Source organism: Helicobacter pylori Shi112, assembly GCF_000277405.1.
In the GTDB taxonomy this organism is placed as follows: domain Bacteria; phylum Campylobacterota; class Campylobacteria; order Campylobacterales; family Helicobacteraceae; genus Helicobacter; species Helicobacter pylori_C.
The window spans coordinates 358,642-385,263 of record NC_017741.1; the positions used below are offsets into that span (position 1 = coordinate 358,642).

The 26,622-nt window shown below is 40.2% G+C and carries 26 protein-coding genes and 1 pseudogene; 18 read left to right on the top strand and 9 right to left on the bottom strand.

Annotated elements, in window-relative coordinates:
• The first annotated feature begins 122 nt into the window (after positions 1-122).
• Positions 123-1,142: an aliphatic amidase gene (locus tag HPSH112_RS01720; RefSeq protein ID WP_001215732.1), complete on the top strand. Its 1,020-nt coding sequence runs from the start codon at positions 123-125 to the stop codon at positions 1,140-1,142.
• Positions 1,143-1,221: 79 nt separating this feature from the next.
• Here HPSH112_RS01720 and flgL read toward each other — a convergent pair whose 3' ends face one another.
• Positions 1,222-3,702, bottom strand: a complete 2,481-nt coding sequence (flgL, locus tag HPSH112_RS01725) for a flagellar hook-associated protein FlgL (protein WP_001266679.1) — start codon at positions 3,700-3,702, stop codon at positions 1,222-1,224.
• A gap of 244 nt (positions 3,703-3,946) precedes the next feature.
• Between flgL and rplU the strand changes: the two genes are divergently transcribed.
• The 15 genes from rplU to HPSH112_RS01800 all read left to right on the top strand — a co-directional run bounded on the left by rplU (position 3,947) and on the right by HPSH112_RS01800 (position 16,644).
• Positions 3,947-4,261, top strand: coding sequence for a 50S ribosomal protein L21 (rplU, locus tag HPSH112_RS01730; protein ID WP_000119318.1), 315 nt, complete (start codon positions 3,947-3,949; stop codon positions 4,259-4,261).
• A 14-nt stretch (positions 4,262-4,275) separates the two neighbouring features.
• A complete protein-coding gene (gene rpmA / locus HPSH112_RS01735; RefSeq protein ID WP_000940618.1) occupies positions 4,276-4,542 on the top strand; it encodes a 50S ribosomal protein L27 in 267 nt (88 codons plus the stop codon).
• 114 nt (positions 4,543-4,656) lie between these two features.
• Positions 4,657-6,306, top strand: a complete 1,650-nt coding sequence (locus HPSH112_RS01740) for an ABC transporter substrate-binding protein (protein WP_001066749.1) — start codon at positions 4,657-4,659, stop codon at positions 6,304-6,306.
• A gap of 10 nt (positions 6,307-6,316) precedes the next feature.
• Positions 6,317-7,321, top strand: a complete 1,005-nt coding sequence (locus HPSH112_RS01745) for an ABC transporter permease (protein WP_000948028.1) — start codon at positions 6,317-6,319, stop codon at positions 7,319-7,321.
• Positions 7,321-8,178 carry an ABC transporter permease gene (locus tag HPSH112_RS01750; RefSeq protein ID WP_000443364.1) on the top strand — a complete coding sequence of 286 codons (858 nt, stop codon included), beginning with the start codon at positions 7,321-7,323 and terminating at the stop codon, positions 8,176-8,178. The genes HPSH112_RS01745 and HPSH112_RS01750 overlap by 1 nt, the downstream gene beginning before the upstream one ends.
• 11 nt (positions 8,179-8,189) lie before the next feature.
• Complete coding sequence (locus HPSH112_RS01755) at positions 8,190-9,053, top strand: ABC transporter ATP-binding protein (protein ID WP_000599913.1); 864 nt, start codon at positions 8,190-8,192, stop codon at positions 9,051-9,053.
• Positions 9,050-9,856: an ABC transporter ATP-binding protein gene (locus HPSH112_RS01760; protein ID WP_000770449.1), complete on the top strand. Its 807-nt coding sequence runs from the start codon at positions 9,050-9,052 to the stop codon at positions 9,854-9,856. Before HPSH112_RS01755 ends, HPSH112_RS01760 begins: the two co-directional genes overlap by 4 nt.
• Positions 9,857-9,875: 19 nt before the next feature.
• Complete coding sequence (obgE, locus tag HPSH112_RS01765) at positions 9,876-10,958, top strand: GTPase ObgE (protein ID WP_000497292.1); 1,083 nt, start codon at positions 9,876-9,878, stop codon at positions 10,956-10,958.
• 41 nt (positions 10,959-10,999) lie between these two features.
• Complete coding sequence (locus HPSH112_RS01770) at positions 11,000-11,995, top strand: alginate lyase family protein (RefSeq protein WP_000819937.1); 996 nt, start codon at positions 11,000-11,002, stop codon at positions 11,993-11,995.
• A 248-nt stretch (positions 11,996-12,243) separates the two neighbouring features.
• A complete protein-coding gene (locus tag HPSH112_RS01775) occupies positions 12,244-12,798 on the top strand; it encodes a YceI family protein (protein ID WP_000738963.1) in 555 nt (184 codons plus the stop codon).
• A gap of 9 nt (positions 12,799-12,807) precedes the next feature.
• Entirely contained in the window at positions 12,808-14,100 is a 1,293-nt protein-coding gene (gene hemL, locus HPSH112_RS01780) for a glutamate-1-semialdehyde 2,1-aminomutase (RefSeq protein ID WP_000421479.1), read from the top strand.
• Between the two features lie 4 nt (positions 14,101-14,104).
• Positions 14,105-14,362 carry an AtpZ/AtpI family protein gene (locus HPSH112_RS01785; protein ID WP_001867648.1) on the top strand — a complete coding sequence of 86 codons (258 nt, stop codon included), beginning with the start codon at positions 14,105-14,107 and terminating at the stop codon, positions 14,360-14,362.
• Between the two features lie 15 nt (positions 14,363-14,377).
• Positions 14,378-14,782, top strand: a complete 405-nt coding sequence (locus HPSH112_RS01790; protein WP_000336425.1) for a hypothetical protein — start codon at positions 14,378-14,380, stop codon at positions 14,780-14,782.
• 83 nt (positions 14,783-14,865) lie between these two features.
• A complete protein-coding gene (locus HPSH112_RS01795) occupies positions 14,866-15,750 on the top strand; it encodes a carbon-nitrogen hydrolase family protein (RefSeq protein ID WP_000850687.1) in 885 nt (294 codons plus the stop codon).
• A gap of 12 nt (positions 15,751-15,762) precedes the next feature.
• Entirely contained in the window at positions 15,763-16,644 is an 882-nt protein-coding gene (locus HPSH112_RS01800; protein WP_001040381.1) for a polysaccharide deacetylase family protein, read from the top strand.
• Positions 16,645-16,697: 53 nt separating this feature from the next.
• Here HPSH112_RS01800 and HPSH112_RS01805 read toward each other — a convergent pair.
• A pseudogene (locus HPSH112_RS01805) lies at positions 16,698-17,390 on the bottom strand (restriction endonuclease).
• A gap of 10 nt (positions 17,391-17,400) precedes the next feature.
• Entirely contained in the window at positions 17,401-18,510 is a 1,110-nt protein-coding gene (locus tag HPSH112_RS01810) for a DNA-methyltransferase (protein WP_001154467.1), read from the bottom strand.
• A gap of 95 nt (positions 18,511-18,605) precedes the next feature.
• On the opposite strand from HPSH112_RS01810, the gene HPSH112_RS01815 reads away from it, so the two are divergent.
• Positions 18,606-18,962, top strand: coding sequence for a hypothetical protein (locus tag HPSH112_RS01815; protein ID WP_000337973.1), 357 nt, complete (start codon positions 18,606-18,608; stop codon positions 18,960-18,962).
• Entirely contained in the window at positions 18,962-19,927 is a 966-nt protein-coding gene (locus tag HPSH112_RS01820) for a CobW family GTP-binding protein (RefSeq protein ID WP_001124381.1), read from the top strand. Before HPSH112_RS01815 ends, HPSH112_RS01820 begins: the two co-directional genes overlap by 1 nt.
• Before the next feature lie 5 nt (positions 19,928-19,932).
• On the opposite strand, the gene HPSH112_RS01825 is transcribed toward HPSH112_RS01820, so the two are convergent.
• The 6 genes from HPSH112_RS01825 to HPSH112_RS01850 all read right to left on the bottom strand — a co-directional run bounded on the left by HPSH112_RS01825 (position 19,933) and on the right by HPSH112_RS01850 (position 26,617).
• Positions 19,933-21,078, bottom strand: a complete 1,146-nt coding sequence (locus HPSH112_RS01825; protein WP_001263596.1) for a YbfB/YjiJ family MFS transporter — start codon at positions 21,076-21,078, stop codon at positions 19,933-19,935.
• A 496-nt stretch (positions 21,079-21,574) separates the two neighbouring features.
• A complete protein-coding gene (locus tag HPSH112_RS01830; RefSeq protein WP_000934604.1) occupies positions 21,575-22,330 on the bottom strand; it encodes a HugZ family heme oxygenase in 756 nt (251 codons plus the stop codon).
• 60 nt (positions 22,331-22,390) lie between these two features.
• Positions 22,391-24,016: an arginine--tRNA ligase gene (gene argS / locus HPSH112_RS01835; protein WP_000557179.1), complete on the bottom strand. Its 1,626-nt coding sequence runs from the start codon at positions 24,014-24,016 to the stop codon at positions 22,391-22,393.
• A gap of 2 nt (positions 24,017-24,018) precedes the next feature.
• Positions 24,019-24,258 carry a twin-arginine translocase TatA/TatE family subunit gene (gene tatA / locus HPSH112_RS01840; protein ID WP_000508577.1) on the bottom strand — a complete coding sequence of 80 codons (240 nt, stop codon included), beginning with the start codon at positions 24,256-24,258 and terminating at the stop codon, positions 24,019-24,021.
• Between the two features lie 69 nt (positions 24,259-24,327).
• Complete coding sequence (gmk, locus tag HPSH112_RS01845; protein WP_000551236.1) at positions 24,328-24,948, bottom strand: guanylate kinase; 621 nt, start codon at positions 24,946-24,948, stop codon at positions 24,328-24,330.
• Complete coding sequence (locus HPSH112_RS01850) at positions 24,941-26,617, bottom strand: midas domain-containing protein (protein WP_000782086.1); 1,677 nt, start codon at positions 26,615-26,617, stop codon at positions 24,941-24,943. Before HPSH112_RS01850 ends, gmk begins: the two co-directional genes overlap by 8 nt.
• Between the last annotated feature and the right edge of the window lie 5 nt (positions 26,618-26,622).

Genomic DNA, 26,622 nt, shown 5'->3' on the forward strand with positions numbered 1-26,622 from the left:
TCGCCCCCAGTAATCATAATGATTAAAGTTTTCATGTTCATTATAGATCCATTTACACAACTATTTTATAAATTCAAATAGAGGGTTTGTAGGAACTCTCATTAAAGAACAAGGAGTATAACATGAGACATGGAGATATTAGTAGCAGCCCAGATACTGTGGGTGTAGCGGTAGTTAATTATAAGATGCCTAGACTCCACACTAAGAATGAGGTGTTGGAAAATTGTCGCAATATCGCCAAGGTGATTGGTGGGGTCAAACAAGGTCTGCCCGGGTTGGATCTGATTATTTTCCCTGAATACAGCACGCATGGGATTATGTATGACAGACAAGAAATGTTTGACACAGCCGCAAGCGTTCCTGGAGAAGAAACCGCAATCCTTGCTGAGGCTTGTAAGAAAAACAAGGTTTGGGGAGTGTTCTCTTTGACGGGGGAAAAACACGAGCAAGCTGAAAAGAATCCCTATAATACTTTGATTCTTGTCAATGATAAGGGTGAGATCGTGCAAAAATACCGCAAAATCTTGCCTTGGTGCCCTATTGAATGCTGGTATCCTGGGGATAAAACTTATGTGGTTGATGGGCCTAAGGGCTTGAAAGTTTCTTTGATTATTTGCGATGATGGTAACTATCCTGAAATTTGGCGCGATTGCGCGATGCGTGGGGCAGAACTCATTGTGCGCTGTCAAGGTTACATGTATCCGGCTAAAGAGCAACAAATTGCGATCGTGAAAGCTATGGCGTGGGCTAATCAATGTTATGTAGCGGTAGCGAATGCGACCGGCTTTGATGGGGTGTATTCCTATTTCGGGCATTCTAGCATTATTGGTTTTGACGGGCATACTTTGGGCGAATGCGGGGAAGAAGAAAATGGTCTTCAATACGCTCAACTTTCTGTGCAACAAATCCGTGATGCGAGGAAATACGACCAAAGCCAAAACCAACTCTTCAAACTCTTACACAGAGGTTATAGTGGGGTTTTTGCTAGTGGCGATGGGGATAAGGGTGTGGCGGAATGCCCTTTTGAGTTCTATAAAACTTGGGTGAATGACCCCAAAAAAGCTCAAGAAAATGTAGAAAAATTCACTCGCCCAAGCGTGGGTGTGGCCGCTTGTCCTGTAGGCGATTTGCCCACGAAATAAAGGGCAAAAGGAGGGGGCTTTAGAAGCTTAAAAGCAATTTTAATATCTCTTTTTAGAACGCTTAAAAACCACCAAAAGACTACAAATATTTCGTTAAAGACAGATTATTGATTTTGTTCGTGGAAGCCAGAACGGCGTTATAGTTGTTAGTGAGATTGGAAAATTTATTGTAAGTTTCTGCCATGTCCGTGCCGGTTGTTTCCCCGCGAATGCTTTGAACTTGCGTTTTTAAAACTTCATTACGCCTGATAATGTTTTCAAACGTCTTACCATGAGCGCCGTTTTTAGCGATCATTTTTTCTATGTGATCGCTCAAGTGATCTATAAGGGTGATGCCGTTTTGAATGCCTAAATTACGCATGTCGCTAGAATAAGTATCCCCTAAAGCGTCCGGGCGATAAATCCCTTTTCTTACCGAAGTGATGGTATTTTCTAATTGATCAAAAAAATTCACGCTGGGCTTGTCAATAATTAAAGCGTTATTAGCGTTTAATTTAAGGCTTGGTTTGTCGCTGTGCAAGGCGTTTTGAGAAAAATCATTCGCGTCTTTATCAAAAAGCATGAACTGCATTTTGGTGTTTGAGTGCATGTTATCTTGGATAATGACTTTTCCTTCTTCATTCAAATTAACAGAAAGGTTGTCTTTAGCTTGTTTTAACAATTCAATAAAGCGCTCCTTGCTTTCTTTTGAAGTGGGGTTATCGCTGATTTGTTGGTAGATGGCGGGGTCAGTATTGCTGTAATTGAGCGCGATACTCATCGCATCCATAAGTTGCCTGTAAGTTACTTCATTGGGTTTAGAAGCTTGAATATCAGCGCTTGTGGGGTCATAAAGCGGGATTTTAATGCCATTAGGCAAACTTAAAAAAGCCCCATTATTATCCAAGATCATTTGCGCTTCTAAAAACGAACCATTCACATCGTTTAATTTCATGTTAAAAACGCTATTTTCTAAACTCCCATTAGCGACTTCACTCAGTTTAGTAGAGCCATTAGCCGCGCCATTTTGAGCGATTTGAGCCACATTGCTTTCTAATTTTGCCCCTTCTTTATTGAAATAGGTTTTTTGGTATTCGCTCGCATTATTAGTAGGAATGCCGGCCACTTCTAGCCCTTTTTGATCTAGGGCGCTTAAAGCAAAAGAAATAGGCGATTGGTTAGAAGAATTGTCAATAATCCTCAAACGCCCGTTTGTTTCAATTTCCACATCCACTTCATTATTAAAGCGTTCTTTAATCGCGTCTTTCAAATCTTTAATCGTAGAATTTTTCACATTTAAAAGAATGGGAATATCCAAATAAACAGGGAGGTTTGGGATTTTAATAGCGCTCGTATCGTCCCTGGCATTGATTTTTAAAGTTTCCACGCTATCGCCAAAAATCTCGCTCAATTTAGTGTTTTTGTTGGCTAAAACATTGTCTTTAGTTACAAACACGCTAGGGATTTCAAGCACCCTAGGGTTATACATGTTGGGCACCGCTTTAACCTGGCTCAAGCTCCTATCCGTTACAAACGCGCTTTTGACATATTCAGTAACCCTTTTAGCGCTTGAACGCAAGGCGTCTAAATCGTCAAAATCCCCATCGCTAGAAATCAAATGAAAATCCAAATTTTCACTGCCAGGCGTTAGGTTTTTGATCTCAATTTGCCCCCAATTATTCAAACTCACATCCACGACTTTATTTTGCGAAGTGTTCCCGTAAGCATGACCGATTTTATCCAGCAAATCGCTCACTTTAGTCGCGCTTTCTTTGTTCTGGTAGGCTTTATCCAGCGCGAATTTTTCTTTAAAACTGGAGCCATCAGGCCTAATGCCTTGCAAATAAAAAAACTCTTTAGGGTCATTGGTGGGGTCTTTATCGTTATCGCCGATGAGTTCTCGCAAGGTATCACCGGGTTTAATAAAAACTTCTTCAGGCAATGAAGAATGCTCTAAAGCGTCCATCACATCAGGGTGGAGCTTGTTTTGATTGAGTAATTTAATGTTGGTGGTGATGAGTTTGTGCTTGTCTTTATCCGCGCCTAAAAACAAATCTTGCCCACTGATATTATAAGGCACAAGGTTATCAGAGCTGATGAGTGCGTTTAAATCTTCGCCATTGCCATGGTATTTCCCCTCGCTATCAATGGGGGGTCTATCCACCTTACTGCCCCCAAATAAAAATTCCCCCCCTATAGAGGTGTTAGCAACATTCATCATATGCTCCCTCAAGCGTTCCAAATCGTTAGCGATAGCGACGCGAGAAGTTTCTGAATGCACATCGTTAGCGGATTGGATGAGCTTGGTTTTAAAAGTCTCCATCGTTTTAGAAAATTCTTGCAAGGCTTTGTCGGTATTGAGCGTTGAAGTGTAAGCGTTTTGAGCCACATCAATGCCTTGATCTAAGGTGTTTTCTTCGTATTGGAATTTTAAATTCTGGTTGTTAATGTCGCTGTTTTGATAGCCATAACGGATTTTTAGCCCTGAAGCGATCTGCGTGTTAGCGTCGTTGATTTTATTTTGTAAAGCGTTTTGATAGTTATTCATTTGGTTGTATTTTGAGCCAAAGGTAACGCGCATGATCAAATCCTTATTGGTTTTTTAACAAACAAGCTAAAAGTATTCCAAAACAAGTTAATAACAATTGTGAGTGGTTTGAGTGGAGCAATGATGCGGGGTAATAATGGCGGGTTAAATGGGGTTGTTTTGAGTAAAAAAATTCTTTTAATATGAATTTAATCTAAATTTAAAGTTAAATTTTAGCAAATACTCACTATAATAAGCGTTTATTTTAAAAAGAGCGTTCAATTTTTAAGGAATAGAAATGTCATACGCAATATTTAAGCATGGCGGTAAGCAATATAAAGTCGTTGAAGGCGATATTGTTTTATTGGATAAAATGGATAAAGAGCCTAAGGCTTTAGTGGAATTAGTGGAAGTGTTAGCCGTGTCCAAAGAAGGCAAACTCTCTTGCGGGAAACCCTTTGTGAATGGGGCTAAAATTGAAGCGGAAGTGATCAATGAAGGGCGTGGCAAAAAAGTCATCACTTTCAAAAAACGCCGCCGAAAAGACAGCAAAACCAAGCGTGGTTTTAGAAGAGATTTCACTCGTGTTAGAATCACTAAAATTGTAGCATAAAGGAGCATTAGACAATGGCACACAAGAAAGGTCAAGGGAGCACGCAGAATAACAGAGATTCTGCAGGAAGACGCTTAGGCGTGAAAAAATTCGGCTCAGAATTTGTGAGAGCAGGGAATATTATCGTGCGCCAAAGAGGCACTAAAATGCATCCGGGTAATAATGTGGGCATGGGGAAAGACCATACCTTATACGCGCTCATAGATGGCGTTGTGAAGTTTGAGCATAAAGACAGAAACCGCAAGAAGGTTTCTGTGGTTAGTCAAAACTTTGGGGAGTAGGGTAACCTTTAAAGGTCAATTAAACCTTTGGGTGTTTGTTAAACGCCTATAAACGCAATAAAATATTTATAATTTAGATCTCTATCCTTTAGAATTTGTTGTGGAGATTGGCTTATGAATAATGTTTTTGTTAAGGGTTTGTTTTTTTTTCTTTTGTTGTTTGGGTTCTTTTTGAAAGCTTTAGAAAACCCAAACGCTACTCTTAATCCCTCTAAAGAAAATGTTTCCGTTGAAGAGCAAAAGCGTTTTGGAGGCGTTTTAGTTTTTGCTAGAGGCGCTGATGGATCAAGCATGGATCCTGCCTTAGTAACTGATGGCGAAAGCTATGTGGCAACGGGCAATATTTATGACACGCTCGTGCAATTCAAATACGGCACCACAGAAATTGAACCCGCCTTAGCGACAAGCTGGGAAATATCCCCGGATGGTCTTGTATATACCTTTCATTTACGCAAAGGGGTTTATTTCCACCAGACGAAGTATTGGAATAAAAAAGTAGAGTTTAGCGCTAAAGATGTGCTGTTTTCGTTTGAGCGCCAGATGGATAAGGCTAAACGATACTATAACCCGGGGGCTAAAAGCTATAAATACTGGGAAGGCATGGGCATGTCTCATATTATTAAGAGCATTGAAGCTTTAGATGATTACACGATTAGATTCACGCTTAATGGGCCAGAAGCCCCGTTTTTAGCCAATTTAGGCATGGACTTTTTGAGCATTTTGAGTAAGGATTATGCTGATTATTTGGCTCAAAATAATAAAAAAGACGAGTTGGCTAAAAAACCTATTGGGACAGGGCCTTTCAAATTCTTTTTGTGGAATAAAGATGAAAAAATCATTCTTCTAAAAAATCAGGATTATTGGGGGTCTAAAGCTTATTTGGATAAGGTGGTGGTGCGCACCATTCCTAATCCTTCCACTCGCGCTTTGGCGTTGCGCACCGGTGAAATCATGCTCATGACTGGGCCTAACCTTAGTGAAGTGGAGCAATTAGAAAAAGTCCCTAATATCGTGGTGGATAAGAGCGCTGGGTTGTTGGCGAGTTGGCTTTCATTAAACACGCAAAAAAAGTATTTTAACAACCCTTTAGTGCGTTTAGCCATCAACCATGCGATTAATGTTGATGATTACATCAAAGTGCTTTATGAAGGCTTTGCCCAAAAAATGGTCAATCCTTTCCCGCCCACCATATGGGGTTATAACTACAACATCAAACCCTATGAATACGATTTGAAAAAGGCTAAAGAGTTATTGAAACAAGCGGGGTATCCTAACGGCTTTAAAACCACCATTTTTACCACTGCCACCCGTAACCCAAAAGGAGCGGTGTTCATACAAGCGAGCCTGGCTAAAATTGGCATTGATGTGAAAATTGAAGTGTATGAGTGGGGGGCTTATTTGAAAAGAACGGGTCTGGGCGAGCATGAAATGGCGTTTGCAGGCTGGATGGCAGACATTGCGGATCCGGATAATTTCTTATACACCTTATGGAGCAAGCAAGCAGCCTCAGCTATACCCACTCAAAATGGTTCCTTTTATAAGAGCGACGCCTTTTCAGATCTTCTTTTAAAGGCTAAACGGGTTTCTGATCAAAAGGAGAGGGAAGCTCTTTATTTAAAGGCTCAAGAAATTATCCATAAAGATGCGCCCTATGTGCCTTTAGCTTATCCTTATTCGGTGGTGCCGCACTTGTCTAAAGTTAAGGGTTATAAGACGACCGGAGTGAGCGTGAATCGCTTCTTTAAGGTGTATTTAGAAAAGTAAAAGGGGTTGTATGCTGAGTTTTATCATCAAGCGTGTTTTGTGGGCGATCCCCACGCTGTTTGGAGTGAGTATCATTGTGTTTATGATGGTGCATTTAGTGCCAGGAGATCCGGCGTTAGTGATTTTAGGCGAAAAGGCCAATCAAGCCGCTATTGACGCTTTAAGGGAACAATTTGGCTTGAATAAGCCTTTGATAGAGCAGTATTTTTTCTTTATCAATAATGTGTTGCATGGCAATTTTGGCACTTCTATCATGACCGGTGAGCCTGTGATGCATGAATTTTTGCAACGCTTCCCGGCTACGGTGGAATTGGCTTTGATCGCTCTGTTTATGGCTCTTGTTTTGGGTATTAGTGTTGGCGTGTTAGCCGCGATCAAACGCTATAGCGTGTTTGATTATTCCAGCATGACTTTCGCTTTAGCCGGGATTTCTATGCCCGTGTTTTGGCTAGGGCTCATGCTGATTTATATCTTTAGCGTGCAATTGGGGTGGTTGCCTGTTTTTGGGCGTTTGAGCGATGTGTATTATTTAGATGGCCCTACAGGTTTTTATTTGATAGACAGCTTGATCGCAAGGGATTATGGGGCGTTTGTGGATACCATTAAGCACTTGATTTTGCCTAGCATTGTGTTAGCCACGGTTTCTACCGCTGTTATTGCCAGAATGACTCGCGCGAGCATGGCAGAAGTGTCTAAAGAAGATTATGTGCGCACCGCTAAAGCTAAGGGGTGCAGCTCCTTTAGGGTGATTTTTGTGCACACTTTGCGTAACGCTTTAATCCCTGTAACGACTATCGCAGGCTTGATGTTGGCCGGGCTTTTAGGGGGGAGCATGATAACTGAAACGGTTTTCTCATGGCCTGGGATTGGTAAGTGGATCGTTAATGCACTCAACCAGCGCGATTTCCCGATTATCCAGTCCATGTCTTTGATTATCGCCATGATGTATATTGGGGCTAATCTTTTGGTGGATATTTTATACGCTTTTATTGATCCCAGAATAAGGTTGTCATAATGGAGTCTTTTAGAGAATTTATCCAACAATTCAAAAAAAATAAAGCGGCAGTAGTTGGCGCATGGATTGTGCTTTTATTGGTGGTTTGCGCGATTTTTGCACCCCTTTTGGCTCCGCATGATCCTTATGCGCAAAACGCGCAAGATCGCCTTTTAAAGCCTATATGGGAGCATGGGGGGAATATTAAATACCTTTTAGGCACCGATGATTTGGGGCGCGATATTTTGAGCCGCTTGATCTATGGGGCTAGGATTTCTTTAACCATAGGGATTGTTTCTATGGGGATTGCGGTCTTTTTTGGCACGATATTAGGGCTAATAGCGGGGTATTTTGGAGGGAAAACAGATGCGGTTATCATGCGTATTATGGACATCATGTTCGCTTTGCCCTCTATTTTATTGATCGTGATTGTGGTCGCTGTGTTAGGGCCTTCACTCACTAACGCCATGCTCGCTATTGGGTTTGTGGGGATTCCTGGATTTGCAAGATTGGTGCGCAGTTCCGTGCTGGGCGAAAAAGAAAAAGAATATGTGATCGCTTCTAAAATCAATGGCTCTTCGCATCTTCGTTTGATGTGTAAGGTGATCTTCCCTAATTGCATTATCCCTTTAATCGTGCAAACGACAATGGGTTTTGCTTCCACGGTTTTAGAAGCGGCCGCGCTGAGCTTTTTAGGTCTTGGGGCCCAACCTCCCAAACCTGAATGGGGAGCGATGCTTATGAACTCCATGCAATATATCGCTACCGCTCCTTGGATGCTTGTTTTCCCTGGGGTGATGATTTTTTTAACGGTCATGAGTTTTAATCTGGTGGGCGATGGCATCATGGACGCTTTAGATCCTAAACGCGCCTCTTAAAAGGAGCTTGCATGATTTTAGAAGTTAAAAATTTAAAAACTTATTTTTTCACCGATAAGGGCGTGAATAAAGCAGTAGATGGCGTGAGTTTTGGCTTGAAAAAGTCTCAAACGCTCTGCATTGTAGGGGAGAGCGGGAGCGGGAAAAGCATCACTTCGCTTTCTATTTTAGGGCTTATTGAAAAACCGGGTCAAATTGTGGGAGGGAACATTCAATTTTTAGGGCAGGATTTGTTGCAGCTCAAAGAAAAGCAGATGCAAAAAGAAATCAGGGGTAAAAAAATTGGCATGATCTTTCAAGAGCCTATGACAAGCTTGAACCCTTCCTACACAGTGGGGTTTCAAATCAATGAAGTGTTGAAAATCCACCACCCTAACCTTAACAAAAAAGAACGCTTAGAAAGGGTGGTCTATGAGTTGGAGCGCGTAGGCATTCCCCATGCAGGGGACAAATACCACGAATACCCTTTCAATCTCAGTGGAGGGCAGCGCCAAAGGGTGATGATCGCTATGGCTATGGTGTGTGAGCCTGAAATCTTGATCGCTGATGAGCCTACGACAGCGTTAGATGTAACCATTCAAGCGCAGATTTTAGAATTGATGAAAGAGTTGCAACAAAAAAAAGGCACTTCTATTTTGTTTATCACCCATGATTTAGGCGTGGTGGCGCAAATCGCTGATGAAGTGGTGGTGATGTATAAAGGGCATGTGGTGGAGCAAGCGAGCGCGAAAGAGCTTTTTGCTGATCCAAGACACCCTTATACGAAGGCTCTTTTAAGCGCGATCCCTAAACCGGGCAAAGAATACCGCAAAAAACGCTTAGAAACCGTGGATGAAAATATAGATTATTTGAGTTTTCAAAAGGAGTTGCGATGAAGCTCTTAGAAATTAAAGAATTGAAAAAATCCTATGCGATAGACAGGGGGTTATTCAAACCCAAGAGGATCATCCATGCGCTCAATGGGATTAGTTTTGAAGTGGAACAAAATGAAGTTTTAAGCATTGTGGGGGAGAGCGGTTGCGGGAAAAGCACGACAGCAAAAATTTTAGCCGGGATTGAAAGGCAAGATAGCGGGGCGATTTATTTCAATGGTAAGCGCCATTTGCATTTTAGCAAACAGGATTGGTTTGATTACCGCAAAAAGGTGCAAATGATTTTTCAAGATCCCTATTCTAGCCTAAACCCTCGGTGGAAAGTGGGCGAGATCATCGCTGAACCCTTGCTTTTAAATTCTCATTTTTCAAAAAAAGAAATCAAAACAAAAGTGCTAGAGATCATGCAAAAAGTGGGTTTGAAATTAGAATGGATCGATCGTTACCCCCACCAGTTTTCAGGCGGTCAAAGGCAACGAATCGGCATTGCTAGGGCGCTCATTTTGCATCCTAGCGTGGTGATTTGCGATGAGCCTGTGTCTGCGTTAGATGTGTCCATTCAAGCGCAAGTGTTGAATTTGCTCTTGGATTTGCAAAAAGAAATGGGGCTGACTTATATTTTTATCAGCCATGATTTAGGGGTGGTGGAGCATATAAGCGATAAAATCATCGTAATGAATCAAGGGCAAATCGTAGAAACGGGAGATGTGGATAGCGTGATAAGCGCCCCCAAGCACCCTTATACGCAGAAATTACTCAATGCGGTGCCGCATTTGGAAAAATCCATGCAAAGATTTGCTGAATAAAAGAAAGGACTTCTAGGCTGTGTTTGTAGATAGCGTGGAAATCATCGTCGCTTCGGGTAAGGGGGGACCTGGAATGGTGAGTTTTAGGCGAGAAAAGTTTGTCATCAAGGGAGGCCCTGATGGAGGCGATGGAGGCGATGGAGGCGATGTGTATTTTGAAGTGGATAACAATACCGACACTCTAGCGAGTTTTAGAGGCACTAAACACCATAAGGCTAAAAACGGGGCTCCAGGAGGCACACGAAATTGCACGGGCAAAAAGGGTGAAGATAAGATTATTGTTGTGCCGCCAGGAACGCAAGTTTTTGTAGATGATAAGTTGTGGCTTGATTTAGTGGAGCCTAAAAAAAGGGTGTTAGCCTTAAAAGGAGGCAAGGGGGGGTTAGGGAATGCGCATTTTAAAAGCGCGATTAAACAACAACCCACTTACGCGCAAAAAGGCTTAGAGGGGGTTGAAAAATGCGTGCGTTTGGAATTAAAGCTCATCGCTGATATAGGGTTAGTAGGCTTCCCTAATGCGGGTAAATCCACGCTCATTTCCACAATCTCTAACGCTAAGCCTAAAATCGCTAATTATGAATTCACGACTCTAGTGCCTAATTTAGGGGTTGTGAGCGTAGATGAAAAAAGCGAATTTCTAATGGCTGATATTCCTGGCATCATTGAAGGGGCTAGTGAGGGAAAAGGCTTAGGGATTAGCTTTTTAAAGCATATTGAGCGCACCAAAGTTTTAGCCTTTGTTTTAGACGCTTCTAGGCTGGATTTGGGTATTAAAGAGCAATACCAACGCTTGAGATTGGAGTTGGAAAAATTTTCACCCGCTTTGGCCAATAAGCCTTTTGGGGTGTTGCTCAATAAATGCGATGTTGTAGAAAACATTGATGAGATGGCTAAGGATTTTTGCGCCTTTTTAAACTTAGAAGCGCAAAAATTAGAGGCGTTTGGTTTAGAGCCGTATTTAGGGTTTTTACACCCCCATTTAACCAGCGATTTTGAAAATAACCCTAATGAAAAATCAGCGCTCTTTGTCTTACCCCTTTCAGCACTTAGCGCTCTTAATACGCATGCGCTTAAATTTGTGTTGTTGGAAGCGTTACCATAAAACGCTATTTTTAGATCAATCCATCAAAATAAAGGCGAGAAATGAAAAGATTTGTTTTGTTTTTATTGTTCATGTGTGTTTGCGTTTGCGTTCAAGCTCATGCCGAGCAGGATTACTTTTTTAGGGATTTTAAATCTACAGACTTGCCCCAAAAACTCCATCTTGATAAAAAGCTCTCCCAAACAATACAGCCATGCGTGCAACTTAACGCATCAAAACACTACACTTCTGCTGGGGTTAGAGAGCCTGATGCATGCACAAAGAGTTTTAAAAAATCCGCTATCATGTCTTATGACTTAGCGCTAGGCTATTTAGTGAGCAAAAACAAACAATACGGCTTAAAAGCTATAGAAATTTTAAACGCTTGGGCTAAAGAGCTTCAAAGCGTGGATACTTATCAGAGCGAGGATAATATCAATTTTTACATGCCTTATATGAACATGGCTTATTGGTTTGTCAAAAAGGCGTTTCCTAGCCCAGAATATGAAGATTTCATTAAGCGGATGCACCAGTATTCGCAATCAGCTCTTAACACTAACCATGGGGCGTGGGGCATTCTCTTTGATGTGAGCTCTGCGATAGCGTTAGACGATCATGCCCTTTTGCAAAACAGCGCTAATCGGTGGCAAGAGTGGGTATTTAAAGCCATAGATGAGAATGGGGTTATTCCTAGTGCGATCACTAGGAGCGATACAAGCGATTATCATGGCGGCCCTACAAAAGGCATTAAAGGGATAGCTTATACTAATTTTGCGCTTCTTGCGCTAACCATATCAGGCGAATTGCTTTTTGAGAACGGGTATGATTTGTGGGGTAGTGAGGCTGGGAAAAGGCTCTCTGTGGCGTATAACAAAGTCGCAACATGGATTTTAAACCCTGAAACTTTCCCTTATTTCCAGCCTAACCTTATTGGGGTGCATAACAACGCCTATTTCATTATTTTAGCCAAGCATTATTCTAGCCCTAGTGCAGATGAGCTTTTAAAGCAAGGCGATTTACACGAAGATGGTTTCAGGCTGAAACTCCGATCGCTGTGAATTTTTCTGTATTCAAGGTTATAGCCTTAAGGATAGCCCCATGCGCTTTAACCTTTTTATGAATGGTTTAGAAAGTTTGGTTCAGTCAGCATTATTTACAAAAAGAGTTTAAAATAAACGCAATTGTATCTCTTGAGTCGTCTTTAGAGTGCAAATGATTATCAAAATGAATCGTTTTAGTTGTAAGCGTTCTTAATTTACACTAAAATAATAAGCGTTATTGATAAGACCACATTAAAGGATAATGAATGAAAAAAATGGTTTTGGTATCGGTTTTACTAGCAGGGTTTTTGCAAGCGGTGAATTTGGATTTATCTTCGGCTAAGCTAACATGGACGGCCTTTAAAACTAAGGCTAAAACACCGGTAAATGGGAGTTTTGAAAGCATCACCTATAAACTGGGTAAATCTCAAGATAGTTTAAAAACCCTTTTAGAGGGAGCGAGTGCGAGCATGGATAGCTTGAAAGTCAATTTAGGCGATGACACTAAAAACAAAAATGTTAAAGAGGCTTTTTTCGCTCTTTTTAAAAGCACTAACATCAAAGTAACTTTTAGAAATGTGATAGAAGGCGATCATGAAGGTTCTCTTACGGCTTATGTGAGGATGAATGAAAAACTGGTGAAAGTGCCTATGCAATACACGGTTGCTAGTGATAAGCTCGTGGTTAAAGGGGTCTTGGATCTATTGAATTTTGGCTTGAAAAACGAATTAGCGAGCTTGGCTAAACGATGCGAGAGTTTTCATGAGGGCTTGACTTGGTCGCAAGTGGAAATCCAATTTGAAAGCATGATTAAGGGATAATTTAAAATCATGGAGTTGTTGCACAGCATTAATGATTTTAATGAAGCTAAACAGGTGATCGCTGGGGGGGTCAATTCGCCTGTGAGGGCGTTTAAGAGCGTTAAAGGCACTCCTCCCTTTATTTTAAAGGGTAAGGGGGCGTATCTTTATGATGTGGATAACAACCATTATATAGATTTTGTGCAAAGCTGGGGGCCTTTGATTTTTGGGCATGCTGATGAAGAGATTGAAGAAAATATTATTAATGTATTAAAAAAAGGCACTTCTTTTGGCGCTCCCACAGAATTAGAAACCACTTTAGCTAAGGAGATCATTTCTTGTTATGAAGGCTTAGATAAGGTGCGTTTAGTGAATAGCGGCACAGAAGCGACCATGAGCGCGATACGACTCGCTAGAGCTTATAGCCAAAAAGACGATTTGATCAAGTTTGAAGGGTGCTATCATGGGCATAGCGACTCCTTATTGGTGAAAGCGGGTAGCGGGTGCGCGACTTTTGGCTCTCCTTCTTCTTTAGGCGTGCCGAACGATTTTAGCAAACACACTCTAGTGGCTCGTTATAACGATTTAAATTCCACAGAAGAATGCTTTAAAAAAGGCGATGTGGGTTGCGTCATCATTGAACCCATTGCCGGGAATATGGGGTTAGTGCCGGCTCAAAAAGAGTTTTTATTAGGCTTAAAGGCTTTGTGTGAAAAATACCAAGCGGTGCTGATTTTAGATGAAGTGATGAGCGGGTTTAGAGCGAGCTTGAGCGGTTCTCAAGAATTTTATGGCGTGGTGCCGGATTTGGTAACCTTTGGTAAGGTGATAGGCGCGGGGCTTCCTTTGGCGTGTTTTGGGGGGCGTGCGGAAATTATGGACTTGCTTTCACCCATTGGAGGCGTGTATCAAGCAGGCACATTGAGCGGTAATCCCCTAGCGGTGTGCGCGGGGTTGAGTGCGCTTTATAAAATCAAAAGAGATAAAACCCTTTATACCCGCTTAAACGCTTTAGCCGTTCGTTTGACTCAAGGTTTAAAAAAGAGCGCTCAAAACTATAACATCGCTTTAGAAACGCTCAATAGAGGGAGCATGTTTGGCTTTTTCTTTAACGAAAATGCGGTGCGTGATTTTGATGACGCTTTAAAAAGCGATACGGAAATGTTTGCAAAATTCCACCAAAAAATGCTTTTTAAGGGCGTGTATTTGGCATGTTCAAGCTTTGAAACCGGCTTTATTTGTGAGCCTATGACTGAAGAGATGATTGATTTAGCGGTTGCAAAAGCCGATGAAAGTTTTGATGAAATCATAAAAGGTGTGTGAATTTTTGAAAAAGCCAAAGTATTATAAATTCATAGAGGGGGCGAATTATTTGAGCTTGGGGCTTTCTATGGTGGTAGCGATCCTTATGGGCGTGGCTATAGGCTATGGGCTTAAAAAGCTCACTCATATTTCGTGGCTTTTTTGGCTTGGGGTTATTTGGGGCGTGTTAGCGAGCTTTCTCAATGTCTATAAAGCTTATAAAAACATGCAAAAAGATTATGAAGAATTAGCCAAAGACCCTAAACACACACAAAACAAGTAAATACAATAAAAGCCCATGTGCCAAATCAAATGCTTGCTTATTTTACTTTCTATCAATATAGTTAGCGCGATCATCATTTATTTTTTCCAAGCATTTCAAGGGGTTTTGAATTTTGAAGGGGGGTTTTTAGGGTTTTTTATCGTGGCGTTGTCTTCGTATTACGGCGTTAAAAAGCGTTTGGATTTAAGGAAACAAAATTCAGGAGAAAAAGAAGAAAAGCAAAAATTCCAAAAATTCGCCTTGGGCTTGGAAATGTCTTTTAATGTGTGGCGTTTAGGGGGGTATGGGGTTTTACTAGGCATTTTAGGAGCGCTTTTATTCTTGCATCTTTTTAACGGGTTAATCTTTCTTATCGGCGTGTTTGTGAGTTCGCTCTCTAGCGCGTTATTACGATTTTTGAATAATAATGGTAAGTTTTGACACAAACGCATGTGGATTTTAACCCCATTAATCCTCTTTTAATTTCTAATCCTATACAATAAAAACAAAAATGGGAGTGGATCTTGAAAACAAAAAATCCCGCTAAAAGAATCCTAAAAACGGCTACGATTCAGATGCAATCCAAACCCTACGCCTTAAATGAAAACCTGCAATTAGCGCTCAATCTCGCCAAAGAAGCCCACAACAAAGGCGCGAATCTCATTGTTTTACCGGAATTGTTTGATAGCGGTTATTGCGTGAATGATAAAGACGCAGAGTTTGGGATAGATCTTAAAGCGATAGAGCACAGAAAGGAAACGCTAAAAAACGAGTCGTTGAGAGCGTTAAGCGATTTTGCAAAATCCAATAAGGTGCATCTAGTGGCGTGCAGCATTGAAAAAACGGATAAAAAACTCTACGACAGCGCTTATATCATTCCACCAAAAGGCGGGATCGTTGGAAAACACCGCAAGGTTTATTTGTGGGGCGATGAAAAATCGCGTTTCAAAAGGGGTAAAAAATACGAGGTTTTTACGCTGGATTTTGGGGATTTTAGCGCGAAAGTGGGTTTGCAAATTTGCTATGAAATCGGCTTTGGCGTGGGAGCGAATCTTTTAGCGTTACAAGGAGCGGAGATTTTAATCTATCCTAGCGCGTTTGGCAAAGCTAGGGCTTATAACTGGGATTTATTGAGCAAGGCTAGAGCGTTAGAAAATGGCTGTTTTGTGTGTGCGTGCAATCATAGTGGGGAAGAAACTAACGCTCAATTAAAACAAACGCTAGAGTTTGCCGGCGATTCAAGAATCATCGCGCCCAACGGGAAAATCATTGCGCAAGCCACCAGGCTTAATGAAGCCATTATCGCTGAAATGGATTTAAACGAAGCGGCACTGCAACGCCAAAAAATTCCTTATTTACAAGATTTTGACACCAAACTCACCAAAAAGGGGTTTGGAAAACTCACTTAAAAAGGAGCGATTATGGCAAAAGAAATTTTAGTGGCTTATGGCGTGGATATTGATGCGGTGGCTGGTTGGCTAGGGAGCTATGGCGGGGAGGATTCGCCTGATGATATTTCGCGCGGGCTTTTTGCGGGCGAAGTGGGGATCCCACGGCTTTTGAAATTGTTTAAAAAATACCATCTCCCTGCGACTTGGTTTGCGCCTGGGCATTCTATTGAAACTTTCCCTGAACAAATGAAAATGATCGTGGATGCAGGGCATGAAGTGGGTGCGCATGGGTATTCGCATGAAAACCCTATCGCTATGAGCACCAAGCAAGAAGAAGATGTTTTGTTAAAAAGTATTGAATTGATTAAAGATCTCACTGGCAAAGCCCCCACAGGCTATGTGGCGCCGTGGTGGGAGTTTTCTAATATCACTAATGAATTGCTTTTAAAACATGGCTTCAAATACGACCACTCGCTCATGCACAATGATTTCACGCCTTATTTCGTGCGCGTGGGGGATAGTTGGAGCAAGATTGATTATAGTTTGGAAGCTAAGGATTGGATGAAGCCTTTGATCCGTGGGGTGGAAACCGATTTGGTGGAAATCCCTGCGAATTGGTATTTGGACGACTTGCCGCCGATGATGTTTATTAAAAAATCCCCCAATAGCTTTGGTTTTGTAAGCCCGCGCGATATAGGGCAAATGTGGATCGATCAATTTGATTGGGTTTATCGTGAGATGGATTATGCGGTGTTTAGCATGACAATCCACCCTGATGTGAGCGCCCGCCCGCAAGTGTTGCTCATGCATGAAAAAATCATTGAGCATATCAACAAGCACGAGGGCGTGCGTTGGGTAACATTCAACGAAATCGCTGACGATTTCTTAAAACGAAGCCCCAGAAAAAAATAGCGGTTGGAATTGTACCTAAGTTGGTGTGAATTTAGTGGGATTCACGCCAACTGCTACAAATAAACTTTCAATTCATTCTCCATTAGTTTGATTGCTTTAATGAGAATCTGTTCATCTAAAGGTTTGAAATTTTTGTGTATGGGTTGGTTTATGTCTCTTTCACCTTTGAGTAAGGTTACTATATTCAGATTCACGCTTTCAAAGTAGCTCATTATAGCATGCGTGGATTTTGATCCCAATGGGGTTTCTGGTAAAGCTGAATAATCCCCTCCTAATTGACTTTCTAGCTGAAATAAATAACAAGATATATTTGGATATAAAGTTTTAAGGAGATGAAAATCTACTAATATTCACTTTAGCATAGCATTTTCCGTATAGTTTTTACACTCTATCCCCATAACCAATTGATTATCCACAAATATATGTTTATCAACACTCAATCCGTAATAATAATCTTTCTTACGCTCTAATATGTATGCCCTTACTTGTTTGTTAGCTATATTTTCTATGTAGCTGTCTTTGATAGGAATCTTTATTTTTTTAGAATTTATTTCAAGCCTATTAGCTTTAGCGCCAATATTTTGCCACGCTATTTTTACAATCGCTTCGCTGATATCTTCTAGTAATTTGCCTTTAGCACTTCTTATAACTCCACCATACGCCCTGCTATCTTGCCCCTGAGCATCTTTATCAATATCTTTAACCACGCTTCCATAGACTTGTATAATATCTTCTATAGAACTCAAATCACATCTCTCAATTAAATAAATTTGTTACTTCTTTTAGTCTTGCTCTTGCTACTTCACAATACTTTTCACTAATGTCTATACCTATGAATCTGCGCCCTAGTTGTTTGGCGACTTTTGTCGTTGTCCCTGCACCATTAAATGGATCTAATATAATATCATTTTGATAGGAAAATAGTTTTAAACACCGCTTTACTAATTCTTCTGGAAACATTGCATCATGCCCATATTGTTTCATGTTGCGTTCTGGGGCAAAGTTCCACTTTCCATAAACCCACTTTTTAAATTCATCATCGGTTATGTCAATGCTGTCTTTATCGCCCTCTTTTTTAAGATTATTTTTGCAAAAAATTTCAATAAACTCCCACGAATATTTTAAATATGGTGCAGCAGGGCTTTTCCAGCTTCCCCAAGTGCAGTATTTGCAGTTGTAGTTATTCTTTTCCCATAAAATCTCGCCTTTCCAAATAAGCCCTTCATCAATGAAAAATTTGCTGATAAAATGGTGTGTAGGGATATAATCGCTAAACATAGGCTGGATATTGACGATGATTCGCCCTCCGCTTTTTAATACACGAATACACTCTTTAAAAATGGCAAAAAGCGTGTTGAAATACTCATGCCAAAGATTTGCATCCTGCGTTGCGCTGTAATTGATACCAAAGTTGTAAGGTGGCGAAGTTAGCACTATATCTATGCAATTATTCGGGAGCTTTTTTAAAAACTCCAAGCTATCTTCGCAGTAAATTTGATTAAGACAGCTTTGAATCTCATTTGTCTCCTTGCTAAACTCTTTTTTGTAAGATTCGTAAGCCAATCTTGCCTTTGCGTTTTGCTTTTTGTTGGCGACTTTTTTGGCTTTATTGAAGCTCTTAAATACGATTTTGCCATTTTGACTAGAAAATGAGCGAATTTTATACAACTCCTCTAATGTCTTTTGAACTAGCGTATTTTGTGTAGTAGATTCAAGCATTTTTAAATCCACAATGTCAAAATTAAGCGTGATATTTGAAGGATTAACAATCGATTCAATACCGCAAGATTGCAACAATGAAAGCGCGTCTGTTATCTCATCTGGCGCATAAATATTTTCTAGTGTAAGAGTTCTATAATCCTGCATTAAATTTCCTAATCAATAAACAATTAAACAGCACGAGATTTATTCTTGTTTTTTCAGTAAAATTGTAGCATGATTTAGATTTAAAAGGTTGAAAGATGTGCGTTTTATGCGGGGAGCTTATCAGTTCTTTCCATTGGACTGATAGTTATGAGAATGAAAATTTGAAGGGGCAAAATGCGCTTATTAGTGCCAATGAAAACGCCAGGGAGCGCAAAAGAGCACGGATCAAACGAGTGGGATTGCTCAATCAAATTTTGGCGTTTTATGGGCTAAAAATGGATGATTGGCAAGGCGCGAAGTTTGTGTTGTGCGATAAAAAAGGGCAAAGCGTGATCGTGAATGATTTGGGCGATTTGTGGGATAAGGCGCAAAACTTAGCCAAAAAAGAGATGGACGCGCTAGATTCTCATCTGTTAGCGTTTTTAAATCAAAATACCAACGCCATTCACTGATGCCCAAAATCCCTATCACGCTCATCACCGGTTTTTTAGGCAGTGGTAAAACGAGTTTCTTAAGCGAATATTTAAACCAAACAGATCACCAAGGCGTTGTGCTTATCATCAATGAAATCGGTCAAGCCGCCTTGGATCAGCGCATCTTAAACATTCAATATTGCGGTGAAAAAATGCTCTATCTTAACGCAGGGTGCGTGTGTTGCAACAAACGCATGGATTTAGTGGAGTCTCTAAAAGCCACGCTCAATAACTATGAATGGCGCGGCGAAATTTTAAAGCGCATCATTATTGAAACCACCGGTTTAGCCAACCCGGTGCCGATTTTATGGACGATTTTGAGCGACACTTTTTTAGGGGCGCATTTTGAGATTCAAAGCGTGGTGGTTTGTGTGGATGCACTGAACGCTAGAATGCATTTAACCAACAATGAAGCTAAAGAGCAAATCGTTTTTGCTGATAGCGTTTTATTGACCAAAACGGATTTGCAAAACGACAGCGTGGCTTTAATCAAATTAAAAGAGCGCTTGCAATCCATTAACCCTAGTGCAGAAATTTTTGACAAGAAAAATATCCATTACGAAAGCTTTTTTTCACGCAAAAATAGGGTGCGAAATTTTATGCCAAGAATGCCAAAAGATTCGCACTCGCAAGGCTTTGAAACTTTGAGCATTAATTTTGAAGGGGCGATGGAATGGAGCGCGTTTGGGATTTGGCTGAGTTTGTTATTGCATAAATACGGCACACAGATTTTACGCATCAAGGGGATTATTGACACTGGAAGCGGCTTTTTGGTGAGTATTAATGGCGTGATGCATATCATTTACCCGCCTAAGCACATTTTAAAGGATCAAAACGGCTCTAACCTCGTTTTTATCATGCGCCATTTAGAGCGTGAAAAAATCTTAAATTCATTAAAGGGTTTTAAGGATTTTCTCGGCATTAAGGGTTTTGAAACCCAATAATTTTTCTATTGATTGATGGCTGTTTGCATTTTGATAGGGAAAAGAACGATAAAGCTTAAAACCAAACACGCCCCACAAATGACAAAAATCAAAAGATAGCCCAAATCCCCTAAAAAGATCGTAAAAAGATACGAAAAAAGCGCTTGGAAAATGCCAAAAGAAAACACCACCCACGAAGACGCTTTAGCGAAATGCTTTGCGCCTGCAATTTTTAAAGCCATCATGCTGAATAAATTGATATTGGCGGTTGTGGCCGCTCCCATTATAAAGATGCTTAAATTGAGTAAAGAGATTTGGTGGAAAAAAATGGGCAAAAAGCATGCGATAGATTTTAAAATAAGGATAAAGATATTGGCGTTTTTAGCCCCTAGTTTTTGAGCCATGGGACCGCTGATTAAAGAGCCAAGCGTGGCCCCAAAACCAAAAAACGCCCATGAAGTTCCAGCGATAGCGGGGGAGATATTTAAATGGCGAATCAAATAATCCACCCAAAAAAGCGTGTGCGGTAAAAAACCAATCGCATTGAGCGCGCAAGAAATGAGCAATAACCACAAATGAAAAGGGATTTTAAACGCGCTTTCTTCTTTTTTAACGGATTTTTTCCTTAAAGAATGGTTTTTTAACCCAATCAAGGAAAGAATAAAGGCTATCAAACAACTGCCCCCTAAAAAAATCCATGCCCATTTGATATTATAAGAGCTAATCCAAGGCAGAACAAACCCACTAAAGACAGATCCAACGCCTACAGCGCTAAAAATAAGCCCCCCCACTAAGGCTCTTTTATTTTCTTTGACATAGGGTAAAGAGAGGGGAGCGACTAAAATCATTAACGCGCTGCTAGCCACACCGGCGATAAAACGCCAGATCCAAAGCCAAAAGAAAGGGATACTATCAAAATAACAGATTAAAAAACTCAAAGCGATCAAACCAAAACTGATTTTAGCGATGCTTTCTAATGACATTAATGGGCTTAAGAATTGGATTAAAAAACTCCCAAAAACATAGCCCATTAACACCGCAATACCCAGTTGGAAGCTTTGGTGTGGGGTTAAACTTCCTGATAAAATGAGTAGGGGGATTAAAACCACATAGCCAAAACGAGCCAAGCCGTTGGACACAAAAACCCCTAAAAAGCAAACAAACACGCGCATTTTGATCCTTAACAAACGACAAATTATAAAAAAACAAGATCTTATATTATATTGAAACTTGTTAATTGATAGCGCATAATGAAAGCATGGTAAGAATAAATTTAAGGAGCGTCCTTTACCAATACCCGTATTATTAAAGAGTCCTCACGATTGAGAAAAAAGAGTGGTTATTAGCGCTTATAGAGCTTGTTTCAAAAGCGCTTTATAAAAACAAGGTTTCTATTAGGATAAGGCTTCTTGCGGTATCGTTGCTGAAACAGACGCTAATAACTATGGGCTAGGCTTAAAAAGAGCATCATTGAATAGCATGAAAGCGCTTTTTTTGTCATTTTGGAAAAATTTTGTCATTTTTTTGCTTTTGATGCTTTTTGTGTGGTGTTAGCCCACAAAAAGGCTTTTAGCATTTTTTAAGAGTGGATAGTAAAGAGCTTGACTTTGCCGTAACCTCTTTAAAAAGAGATCTTTTGGGGCGTTTGCCCCTTATGAGTGAGAAAGTTTATTTCTTGTGAGCGAAATCGTGTGGGTTGCCTTTGCCCCCAACATAAGCGATTTCGTCGCCTAAAATGTCATAAGCTTGGCCAAAGCCTTTCACGAAACGCCCTTCTTTGAAATCCAATGCGATCAAATGGAAATCTTGCATGGTGCGAATGGTTTTAATGCCCCCAGCTCCGCCGGTTTTTTCAATGAAAGAATCAAACGCTTTGTCAAACTCCGCCCCTCTTTCAATAAAACGAGCGTTGGTTTTATAACGCAAGCGTTTCCTCAAAATAGCTGATTTAGCCTTGCTTTCGTCTTCTAAAAACATCACTTCTACATTGTGGGGGTTGTGTTTAAGGCCGGCAAAATGTTCAGCCACTTCGCTCACATAAATGTAGTATTGTTTGCCATCTGTCATTAACGGCGCATAAGAGCATACCACATGCCCATTAGGGTGTAAGGTCGCTAAACAAACAGAATCAAAGCCTTCTTTAAAGGCTTTAACTTCTTCTTCCACGCCTTTTAAATCATGGGTTTTTTCTACGCTTTGACACAATTCAATGATAGCGTTTTTGTAGTCTTTGGGGTCTTTGACTTCGTGGTTAAATTCAATCCTTAAGGTTTGATTGTTGTTATAACCAATCACAACGCCTTGAGAATCCACGCTTTTAAAGGCGACATTTTCAGCGTGATGGACTTGCCCGAATTTTTTCAACAAACCTTTCATGTCTTCCACATGGTGAGCGTTCATGTGTTCTATAATACGATTAAGCAAAATATTCTCCTTAATTTCAAAAAATAAGGGGAATGTTATAACAAAAAATTAAATATTAGCTTAATCTTTAGCAGAAATTTTGGTTTTTATCTCTATGCCTAAAAGTTTGAAAGCGTTGCTCAAACTCAAGCTCACCATTAAACAAATCTTTAAAAGCTCTTTAGCTTTAGGGGTGTCTAAAATCTTGCCAGCGTTATAGAAGCGGTGGAATTCTGAGGCGAGGGTTTTTGCGTATTCGCACATTTTTTGCAAGCCGTATTCTTCAAAAGAAGATTCAATGATTTTGGGCAAGCTTAAAGCGCTAAAAAGCAGGTATTTTTCTTCAGCGTTCAAATTGGTTAAAGGGGTTTGTAAAATTTCTTCTTTAGAAAAGGGCGATTTTTCTAGCATGGTGTGGATGCGCGAATTAGCGTAATGGATATAGTAAATAGGGTTTGAGCTGTCTTGTTTTTTTAAAGTATTGACATCAAACTCTAAATGCGTGTCAAGCCGTTTGCTTAAAAAAATAAACCTTAAGGCGTCTTTACCCACATCATCAATCACATCTTTAATCAAAATGAAATTACCCGCTCTTTTACTCATCTTGTAAGGCTCGTTATCTTTGAGCAAGCGCACCATTTGAGCGAGCAAGACTTCAAGCTTGTTGGAATCATAGCCCAAAAACTCAAGGCTGGCTTTCACTCTAGCGATATAGCCGTGGTGGTCTGCCCCCCAAATGTTGATATATTTGGTGTAATTTTGCTTGAATTTTTCATCATGATAGACAATATCGCCCGCTAAATAAGTGTAGCTCTTATCTTCTTTAATGAGCACCCGATCGCTTTCATCCTGGTAGAGTGAAGATTTGAGCCAGATTTTAGAATCCTTTTCATAAAGGGCGTTCGCTTTTTCTAATCGTTCAAACACCGCATCTTTATGTTTAAAAATTTCTCTTTCGCTTGCATAAGAATCAAAATGAATGCCTAAAGCGTCTAAATTATCTTTAATTTCTAAAAGCATTAAATCTTTAGCATAGCCGCTTAAAACTTCAATAATAGTTTCTTCGTTTTCTTTAAAAAGGCTTGGCTCTAAATCGTTGTTCGCCTTTTTAGCGATTTCAATGATGTATTCGCCTTTGTAAAAGACTTCTGGGTAAGTTACGCTTTCTTTTAAAACATGCTCTCTGTAAGCGAGCCATACAGAAAGCCCTAACAAGCGGATTTGAGATCCCATGTCATTAACATAATATTCGCACAAAACTTCATGCCCTAAAAAGCGAGCGATTTTAGCCAAACTATCGCCAAACACCGCCCCTCTAGCATGCCCTATGTGTAAAGGCCCCGTGGGGTTAGCGCTCACAAATTCTAAAAAGATTTTTTGAGAACGCTCGCTTTTGGGCTGAGAGCCAAATTTTTCTTTTAATTCTAAAGCCTTTTGGGTGAAACGCTCTAAAAAATCTAAAGAAAGCGTGAAATTGATATAGCCTTTACAAGCCACTACGCTGTCAAAAAGCCCTTGAGTTTTTTCATGCGTGCTGATCTTAAGGGCTAATTCTTCAGCGATAACTAAGGGCGATTTTTTAAAAACTTTGGCGAGATTGAAAGCAATGGGCGTAGCGTAATGCCCATGCTCTCTGTCTTTAGGGTATTCAATAATGACTTCTTCTTCTAAAATCTCTTCTAAAACGCCCTTAATGAGAGTGTGCATGTTTAACTTTCTTGTTTGCTTTTAATCTCGCTAGTTTCATGCACTTTGGTTTGTGCTGCTTGAGCGTCTAGGGTTTTTGGCTCGTTTTTAGCCTCTTCTTCATCGTCTTTCACGGCTTTTTTGAAATTTTTAATCCCGCTGCCTAAACCCTTAGCCAACTCTGGGATCTTTTTAGCCCCAAATAACAACACAATCACTAATAAAACAATGACCCAATGCCATATGCTTGTGAATCCACCCATATTTTACTCCTTAAACTATTGGTTGGTTTTCCTTGAATTATAGCTTTTTTAAAAAATAATTGATAGGTTTTATAAGGATTCGTTTTTCCAAGCCTTGCATATTTTTTCAAAATTAAACGCTTTTAAGCGATGGACTAAAGTTTTTGCGATGCTTAAGATGATTTCTTTGGATTTTTCCAAATCTTCATTGATGATGAGGTAATCAAAGCTCTCCAAGCACTGCATTTCCTTATAAGCGTTGATCAAGCGTTTTTCTATCGTCTCTTTAGAATCCGTCCCCCTTAAAAGCAAGCGCTCTTTTAAAATCTCTTGGTTTTTGGTGCTAATAAACACAGAGCATGCGTTGGGGTAATGCCTTTTAAGGATCTCATGCCCTTGCACATCAATATCAAAAATGACGATTTTACCTTCTTTTAAGGCTTTTTCTACAGGGATTTTAGAAGTGCCATAATAGTGGTTATGCACGATCGCCCATTCTAAAAATTGCCCTTTTTCTATGCCTTGTTTGAATTCTTCTTCGCTGACAAAATTGTAATGCAAGCCATCAACTTCGCCCTCTCTGGGCTTTCGTGTGGTGGTGGAAAGGGAAAAATGGGTTTTTGGGATTTTTTCTTGCAAATACTTTGTAAGGGTGCTTTTACCCGCTCCGCTAGGGCCTGAAAGGATGAGTAAATTAAAATCATTATGCATCAGGTTTTTTATCCTCTAAAGTGATTTTAATGCTTAAGGTTTTGTTTTCTAAAAGGTTTTTCAAGGACTCTTGATTGAGACTTTTTAATAAATCTTGCAAATTCAAGCGCAATTCTAGGGGGTTGGAAGTTTTATCGCTTCCTTCTTTTTCTTGCGGGGTTTTGATAACGCTCTCTTTAGGGGTTTCTGTGTCATTCTCATTATTAGAAGTTTTTGCAACGCTCTCACTCAAAAAGGGCAATGCTTCCCCCATCGCTTGAGCCATCACCGGCTCAGGAATGTCTTCAATGCTTTCGTAATGGTCTTCTTGGGTTTCTAATTCTTGGGTTTCTTTTTGCGGTGTTTCTGTGCTTTCTTGTGGGGTTTCTAACTCTTGTTTTTCTTCTTGCGGGGTTTCTAACTCTTGTTTTTCTGTTTCTTGTGGAGTTTCTGCGTTTTCTTGTGGGGTTTCTAACTCTTGCGGTGTTTCTAATTCTTGCGGTGTTTCTAATTCTTGCGGTGTTTCTAATTCTTGCGGTGTTTCTTGTGGGGTTTCCGTATTTTCTTGCGGTGTTTCTTGTGGGGTTTCTGCGTTTTCTTGGGCTTCTTCTTTAGGGGTTTCTAACTCTTGTTTTTCTGTTTCTTGTGGGGTTTCCGTATTTTCTTGCGGTGTTTCTTGTGGGGTTTCTGCACTTTCTTGGGCTTCTTTTTTATCCTCTTGGCTGTTAGAGTTTTCTTGGATTTCTTTGACTAATTCTTGCATGGCCTCTAATTCTTGCGCGCTTGGGGAATCTTGCGTTTTTTCTTGTTTTTCCTCTTTAATTTCTTGCGTTTCTTCTTTGATTGGCTCTTGTTCTTTGGCTTGCTCTTGCGTTTCTTCTTTGATTGACTCTTGTTCTTTGGCTTGCTCTTGCGTTTCTTCTTTGATTGACTCTTGTTCTTTGGCTTGCTCTTGTGTTTCTTCTTTAGGGATTTCTAATTCTTCTTGCGTTTCCAACTCTTTAGAAACTTCTTTATCTTTGAGAGTTTCACCCTCTTGTATTTCATCATCTTTAGGTTTTTCTTCTTCTTGGGGAGTTTCTTTAACCTCTTCTTTTTCTTCTTCTTGGGGAGTTTCTTTAACCTCTTCTTTTTCTTCTTCTTGGGGAGTTTCTTTAACCTCTTCTTTAACTTCTTCTTTTTCTTCTTGTGCGTTTAAAGTGGGGAGCAGTTGCTCTTCATTGTTAGGCTCTTCTTGCACTAGGGCTTTTAAATCGCCTAAATTTTCTAATTCGTCCCAATTGGTTTCTAAAACTTCTTGAGTTGGGTCTAAATTCTGGCTAGGCTCTAGCTCGCTCATGTTAGAACCAAGCTTTTTTTGAAGGATTTTTAAAATCTCAGTGGGTAAAAAAGGTTTTTTGATTTTCATCTCAAAGCCCTCTAAGAAGGGTTGCGCTTCATGGCCCTTTTTATACATGCACACGCTGTTTTTATTTTGAGAGATGATCTCTTTTAATTCTAGCCAATCCACTTGGTCTAGTTTTTCCAAACATTCATCATCGGCTATCAAAATCCATTCTGGATCTTCTTTAAGGCGTGTGGATAGCTCTTGATAGCGGTTAAAATCTTCCATAGACAATTCTAATTTCTTAGAAACACTCTCAAGCAGCTTTGTGATCATGGGGTTTTGGTTGAATAGAATCATTTTCATTTTAG